Raw genomic sequence first — 6,968 nt, 5'->3', positions numbered from 1 at the left:
CGGAGGTGCATTAGCGTCATAATTCCGATTGCGGAAGAGACTGAAAAATGTTATTCTTATCATAGGCAGTGGAGCTTTCTTAGTTCAGTTGTTTCGTGTGGTAACTTAACAATAACGGATTATGGAAAGTAATTCCACTGCTTTTTAATAAAAATAAAACTGCGCCACAGCCTTGGCAGGCCATCGCGCAGCGATTTTGTTCAATCGGAATTTGACGATTTGGTAAATTCCAATTTTCTTCACATAGGAGGTGTTTATATATGGCCGATATTGAATTTATTAGATGTACTGGGACAAATAAAGACTTTATCGAGAACTGTCAGTTATTAGATATGGATTTAGATAGGCGAGTAGGAAGAGTTATAAAAAGAGATAAATATAAACAGTATAATCAGCTTGATGAGATAAAAGAGGCTGTAGTTGTGTATGTTGATGGAAAAGTCGCTGGTGCTGGAGCAATTAGAGAATATCAGTACGGTGATATCGACAATGCAACCGAGTTAAAAAGAGTATTTGTCAGAGATGAATTCCAAGGAAAAGGAATAGGAACCAAGCTAGTTCTTGAATTAATCGAGTGGGCGAAAGAACTAGGATATAGGAAAATGATTCTTGAAACTGGAGAATTGCTACAAGAATCGTGTTATGTATACCGAAAAGTAGGATTTAATAAAATGGATAATTATGGTCCTTATGTTTCAATGCCAGAATCATTGTGCATGATGAAAGAATTGTAACGGAAAAGAACTCGACAATTTCCAGTTTTGATTTGACTTAATTCATAACATTTATTAACTGTTATATCTTATCCTCGTGAAGTCCGCAACCCCTTGAAAATGCTAAATTTGTAGCGAGTGAGTTTGCCCTTACGCTTTCCCTTGTGTTATATCCTTTTCCCTCATGTTACGAATGCTCACAAGGGCAAAATTAAGGGAAAGAAAATCCAGTAACAAATTATAACATGAAATGAAAATGGCAGGAAGAACGGATTGAAATGCTTTCAAAACTTTTAGAAAATTAAGGAAAGGACAGATAAGATATGAGATTGATTTATGCAAGATATAATCCGCAATGTAATAGCATAGATGTAACCACGTTTGAAAATGTAGTGCTTAGAATTGATTGCAATAAGGCAGAGGAAGGATTGAGAACTACTCCCGGCTCCCAGTGTTCGTTGAATGCTTTGGCTATTGATAATCCATTAGAATATGCAAGATTATACTTGGATGGAGAAATGCAAGTATGGGTTGATGCAGAGGATCGTTTAGATACGTGGTGATTTTGCTAATATAATATCATGATAGAGGTCTAGTACTAAAAATTCCAGAAAAATATATAGAACGTACGGTTATTCCATAATAAGAGGCAGGAATCTTAAGTTTCTAGATGTTTGAATTTTGCCTTAAGGTAAATAGAGAGGACACATTGATTTTTCAGTGTATCCCCTCTATTTAAAATTATTTTTAAATAGTTCTTGCACAAAAACAAATAGCATGCTAAAATCTATTTAAAGAAAGTTTTAAATAGGTAAAAGATATGGGAGAAACTAACATTTTTAAAGTATTGGCAGATAGCCAGCGAAGAGACATTCTTATTATGTTGAGAAATGAACGATTAAATGCCGGAGAGATTGCTGAAAAATTACAGATTACACCGGCTGCTCTTTCTTATCATTTAAAATTACTTAAAAACGCAGACTTGATATCTGAATATAAAGAGAAAAACTTTGTTTATTATGAAATCAACACTACGGTTTTCGATGAATTAATTATATGGGTTAACCAGTTTGGAGGAAAAAAAGTATGAAAAAAATAATGTGGATAGTAGCAATGATACCAGTTGTAGTTACAAGTGTTGTACTACAGTTTATGCCTGATATTATACCTATGCATCATGACTTGGAGGGAAACACTGACAGATGGGGAAGTAAAACAGAAAGCTTTATTTTTCCGGTAATTATTTTGTTTATTACACTGTTTTGGCACTTGCTAATCTATGTGTTTGAGAAAAAATCAAAAAATGCAAATACAGAAAAGGAACAGATGGAAGCAAAATCTTCTGCAAAGGTATTATGTGTTGTAGGAATTTCGCAAGCAATCATGTTCGGGATTATGCATTATTTTATTCTTTATTCTTCTTGGATACAGGCAAATGCAGGTGGTGAACATGCGGTTATTGACATTGCAAAAGTTTCATGTATTTTGTGTGGTATTATATTTATTGTATTAGGAAATTTTATGACAAAGGCAAAACGAAATGCAGTAGTGGGAGTTCGAACCGTTTGGAGTATGCACAATGATAATACATGGAGAAAGAGTAACCGCTTTGGTGCAATATGTATTATTATTACGGGGTTATTGACTATCATTACAACCGTATTTACAAGTGGGATGACTGGCACAATCTTTATGTTGATTTATTTATTATTAGCAACAATTGTAACTGTGGTATACTCAAAAAAGATATATGATAAGGAAATAAAAAAATAATTTGTATCTTTATGCGAGAGGGTGAAATTCCAGTCTTTTACGGAGAGATAACAAACGAAGGGAGGCAATTGCCTCCCTTCGTTTGTTATCTACTCCTTCCACGGTTTGGTGGAGAATATGGTCTTGTTAACTCTCGCTCCTTTATGTCCTGTTTCTTAGATATAAGCCTATCGTGTAGAGACTGTGGCTTTTCTCCATACCGTTGTTTCCAATTCTTAAGGCTGTCCTGATAATCCCCATAAGCTGTCTCTGACTTATGAAATGCTTTGTAGAAGGCTTCCGCATTCTGATACCCGTATTCCTTTACGATATGGGATAATCGGGCTTTCATTCGGGAAATACGTTCCTCCAATCCGGCTATCTCTGTTGAAAGTTCGGAACGCCTTTTTGCTTTGAAGATACCTTTGCTGTCGGACAGTTCAATTTCAAGGTCACTTCGCTGTTTCTCGAGTGCAAAAATTGCTTTATTCTGTTCTTGCAGCTTTTGATAAATTTCGCATAAGTGCTTGTAAGAAACTGCTTCCGGTGATGGCTGTGGTCTTGGCGGTATGGCAGGCTTTGGTGTATCTGTCTGCTTTCTGCTTTCTTCTGGTACAGCTTTCTGCTCTTTGAAATCTGTGTTCTCCGGTCTTGCTTCAAGCTCTTTGGAAATTACTTTATCTGCAAGCTCCAGAGTTTTGAGAAATACTTTGGAGATTAACAGTTCTAATACTGCAATGGCAGTACCGATAATGGAAGATAACAGATTCGGTCTGTTTCCGTAAAGCCATACGGATTCCACAATCTTGTCCGTTATCCGTTCCTTTTTTATCTGCATGATTTCTGACTTGGAAACACCCGTTACAATCGCTCTGTCAACAGTCTGATTCCACAAGGTGCGTTTACTGTTGTCTGCCTCAATCTCGGTGGCTTTCGGATTGTTCTTACCAATCTTTTTGGTGGCAAGATACATACCGCCACGCTCAAAAACTTCTAACCGCTGGCTTTTATCCCACACATACTGATTGATAAGATTGGTATAATCCTGCTTGACGGTATCAAGGAAATTTTCAGCCTTGAAGTGTTTATCCTTAATGGAGAAAATCTGTCTTTCGTATACCTCACCTTTGTGAATCACCTTACACCTTTTACGGATATTTCCTTCTTCATCAAGTATCTCTTTCTTGGTGCGTACATGATTTCCCTTTTCGTCATAGAACATATTGCGGGTGGCAACCTTTTCTATGGGCTGTTCCAAGAGTGTACGCTCCGAAAAAATGAGATGGATGTGATAGTTGGTTTTCCGCTTATTGTGATGCAGGGCTGCGATACAGTCCGTTCCGTAAGTCTGTCTGAAATGGTCTGTAAATATCTGCAACAGTCTGTCTGGAGGATACTCCGTAAAAGATTCCGGCAGGGCTATGATCAATTCCCTTGCCTCAATACATTTCCCCTCCGTACCGTTTTTTTTAAATTCTGCCTGATTATATTTTGCAAGGTCAGTCCAAAAATTACGGTCTGTGGTTTCATATACCGCATACAGATTTTCCTGCTTCTTTGGGCTTGAAATATAATAAATTCTTCCCCGGACATTGTGGAGCTTCGTCATCTGAATAAATGAATTTCTTGGCATGTGCTTCCTCCTTTCCGTATCTGCCAAGTACGAAGCTGCAAGAAATGAGGATGGGAAACTTTCTAATGTGAAAGTGAGTAGGCTACATAGGTAGCCTGTCTACGAACATATCCGCCTGTCGGCGAAAAGCTCCCAGCAGGGCGAAATACACAGAGTACAAATCGTAAGATTTGTGCGAGGGGTGTATTTCGCTCTCAAACGCCGAGGGCTTGTATAAAAAAGTTTCTTCCCCACTTCTTAAATTTCCGGTTGTATCTTAGAGGAAGCACATGGTATAATCTATTTGCGTGTAGGTATATCATGGCTTCGGTCAGATACATACCTTAGGGATGGTCTTAGGACTGTCCCTATTTAATTTGTCACATTTCTTGTGACAGCTCTGACATTTCCTTTGTCCCTTAAGTCCCTGCCTTCATTGGCGGTCATGAACTTTTCAAGCATATCCGTTTTGATAAGGACTTTCCGTCCTACCTTCAATACCGGAAGCTTTTTCCATTCTACCAGTTTCCGCAGGGTATTTCTGCCGATACCCGTATAGTCGGCAGCTTCCTCAATGGACAGTGCAATCTTCACTTCTGTCATTAAAACACCTCCTCTTGAATTGCATAATGCAATTTTGTAACTATGCCTACTATATAACTTTTATATCTTCTTGTCAAGCGTTACGAAATTTTAAAAGTAATTATTAACTTGCATATTGCAATGCTACTTTTACTGTGTTATACTTTAGCCATACCGAAAAAGGAGGCGTATCAGAATGAAAGATAAAGAATTACGCAAGTTAATCGGTAGCAGGGCAAAACAACGCAGACTGGAATTAGGTGTCAACCAGCCTTATATAGCAGAAAAGATGGGAGTTACCGCTTCCACCATACAGCGGTATGAGGCAGGAACGATTGACAACACCAAGAAGCTTGTTCTGGATGGTCTGTCGGAAGCACTTCATGTATCAGTGGAGTGGCTGAAGGGCGAGACGGAAGAAATGACAAGTGATGTTACGGATAAAAGGGAATTACAGATTCGTGATACCATGACTTCCATTCTCTCCAAACTGCCTTATGATATGAAGGCAGACGAAGCGGATTTTTCCAAAGATTTACTGCTGCTGATGTTGAAGGAATACGAATTATTCGTTGATTCCTTTCAATATGCCTGTAAGAATTTTAAAGGGAATACGGAAGATGCCACAATTGCAAAAGTAATGGGGTTTGAATCCAATCAGGAATATAATGAGATTATGTTCCTTAGGGAAATCACCCATACGGTAAACGCACTGAACGACATGGGCGACATTGTAAGGCTCTATTCCAAGAATCCCGAAACGGCAGCCGTAAGGCTTGCAAATCTTCTTTCAGAGAAAGACTCCGAACCGGTATAGATTAGACAACCGGAGTTATGATATACTTACACGCAGAAAGCATTTCATCAGTTCCGATTGTCGATATCGAAAGGAGTAACGATTATGGCAAAAGGTTCTGTAAGAAAGAAAGGCAAGAAATGGTACTACCGCTTCTATGTGGAAGATGCAAGCGGTAATCTGGTGCAGAAGGAATTTGCAGGTACGGAAAACAAAAGCGAGACGGAAAAGCTGTTGAGGCAGGCAATGGAGGATTATGAAGCCAAGCGGTTTGTTGCAAAGGCTGAAAACATCACACTCGGAGAGTTGCTTGACCTGTGGGCTGAGGAAGAATTAAAGACAGGCACATTGAGTAATGGAACGGTTGGCAATTATCTTCAGACAATTGGGAGAATCAAACAACACCCTATCAGCAAAAGGAAACTGAAAACGGTGACTTCGGTACACCTGCAGGAGTTTATGGATTTGCTCTCATTTGGAGGCACTGTGGGAGATTTTATATCAAAAGGATATTCCATTGATTATGTAAGGTCATTTTCAGCAGTATTGCAACAGTCATTCCGGTTTGCGGTATTTCCGAAACAGTTTATTACCTTCAATCCAATGCAGTATGTGGTGATGAGGCATAAAAAGGAAGAAACAGATTTGTTTGCGGATGAAACAGCCACAGACAGAGACAAGGTTAAACCGCTTTCCTTTGAAATGTACCGGAAACTGATTGAACAGCTTGGAAAACGAAGTGGGGATGCGATTCTTCCGGTTCAGATAGCATACTTTACAGGTCTCAGACTTGGAGAGGTAGCAGGTCTGACATGGCAGGATATCAACCTTGAAGAACAGTATCTCACTGTACGCAGGAGCATCCGCTACAATGGTGCTACCCATAAGCACGAAATCGGTCCGACAAAGTGGAAAAAGATCAGGGTTGTTGACTTTGGCGATACCCTCGCAGATATTTTGAGGAATGCAAAAAAGGAACAGCACAAAAACCGTTTTCAGTATGGGGAACTCTACCAGCGGAATTTTTACAGAGAAGTAATGGAAAAGAATCGGGTGCATTACGAGTATTATCATTTGGGAATGACAGAGAATGTGCCGGAAGATTACACCGAAATCTTCTTTGTATGCTTAAGGGAGGATGGTTGTCTGGAACTTCCGGCAACCATAGAAACAGCCTGCCGGACAGCAGGAAGAAAAGTACCGGAGCTTGAAGGTTTCCATTTCCACACACTGAGGCATACCTACACGACAAACCTCTTATCCAACGGGGCTCAGCCTAAGGATGTGCAGGAACTGTTAGGACACTCAGACGTGAGTACCACCATGAATGTCTATGCCCATGCTACAAGGGAAGCAAAGCGGACTTCCGCAAGACTTCTTGATAAAGTGGCAGGCAACGATTAAACAACTGAATAATGAATTTTCCCTTGTAATTATCCCATAAGGGCAAAAACAAGGGAAAAGGATACATATATAGAATTTTCAATGGCGGGAAGCCTTGAAAATAGGGGAA

General features: G+C 39.4%; 8 protein-coding genes. 6 read left to right on the top strand and 2 right to left on the bottom strand.

The window, feature by feature from the left end:
* Positions 1-260 precede the first annotated feature (260 nt).
* From DXD06_RS15140 to DXD06_RS15120, 4 genes are all read left to right on the top strand, one after another.
* Entirely contained in the window at positions 261-734 is a 474-nt protein-coding gene (locus DXD06_RS15140; RefSeq protein ID WP_055261844.1) for a GNAT family N-acetyltransferase, read from the top strand.
* Positions 735-1,036: 302 nt separating this feature from the next.
* Entirely contained in the window at positions 1,037-1,276 is a 240-nt protein-coding gene (locus DXD06_RS15130) for a DUF6061 family protein (RefSeq protein WP_005604353.1), read from the top strand.
* 257 nt (positions 1,277-1,533) lie between these two features.
* Positions 1,534-1,803 carry an autorepressor SdpR family transcription factor gene (locus DXD06_RS15125; RefSeq protein WP_005604351.1) on the top strand — a complete coding sequence of 90 codons (270 nt, stop codon included), beginning with the start codon at positions 1,534-1,536 and terminating at the stop codon, positions 1,801-1,803.
* The gene (locus DXD06_RS15120) at positions 1,800-2,486 is read left to right on the top strand and encodes an SdpI family protein (protein WP_005604349.1); all 687 of its coding nucleotides are present in this window, start codon (positions 1,800-1,802) and stop codon (positions 2,484-2,486) included. Before DXD06_RS15125 ends, DXD06_RS15120 begins: the two co-directional genes overlap by 4 nt.
* A gap of 85 nt (positions 2,487-2,571) precedes the next feature.
* Here the strand turns inward: DXD06_RS15120 and DXD06_RS15115 are convergent, their stop codons facing one another.
* Entirely contained in the window at positions 2,572-4,098 is a 1,527-nt protein-coding gene (locus DXD06_RS15115; RefSeq protein ID WP_005604347.1) for a MobA/MobL family protein, read from the bottom strand.
* Positions 4,099-4,449: 351 nt separating this feature from the next.
* Positions 4,450-4,680, bottom strand: a complete 231-nt coding sequence (locus DXD06_RS15110) for a helix-turn-helix domain-containing protein (protein WP_005604346.1) — start codon at positions 4,678-4,680, stop codon at positions 4,450-4,452.
* Positions 4,681-4,855: 175 nt separating this feature from the next.
* On the opposite strand from DXD06_RS15110, the gene DXD06_RS15105 reads away from it, so the two are divergent.
* Both DXD06_RS15105 and DXD06_RS15100 read left to right on the top strand, forming a co-directional pair.
* Positions 4,856-5,476 (top strand): helix-turn-helix domain-containing protein, encoded by a 621-nt coding sequence (locus tag DXD06_RS15105; protein WP_005604344.1) that lies wholly within the window; start codon positions 4,856-4,858, stop codon positions 5,474-5,476.
* A gap of 84 nt (positions 5,477-5,560) precedes the next feature.
* Positions 5,561-6,859: a tyrosine-type recombinase/integrase gene (locus DXD06_RS15100; RefSeq protein ID WP_012744117.1), complete on the top strand. Its 1,299-nt coding sequence runs from the start codon at positions 5,561-5,563 to the stop codon at positions 6,857-6,859.
* The last annotated feature ends 109 nt before the right edge of the window (positions 6,860-6,968 follow it).

Source organism: Roseburia sp. TF10-5 (genome assembly GCF_003462365.1).
Lineage (GTDB): Bacteria > Bacillota > Clostridia > Lachnospirales > Lachnospiraceae > Roseburia > Roseburia faecis.
The sequence above is the reverse complement of the archived record's forward strand: the minus strand, read 5'-3'. Positions and strand labels throughout refer to the sequence as shown.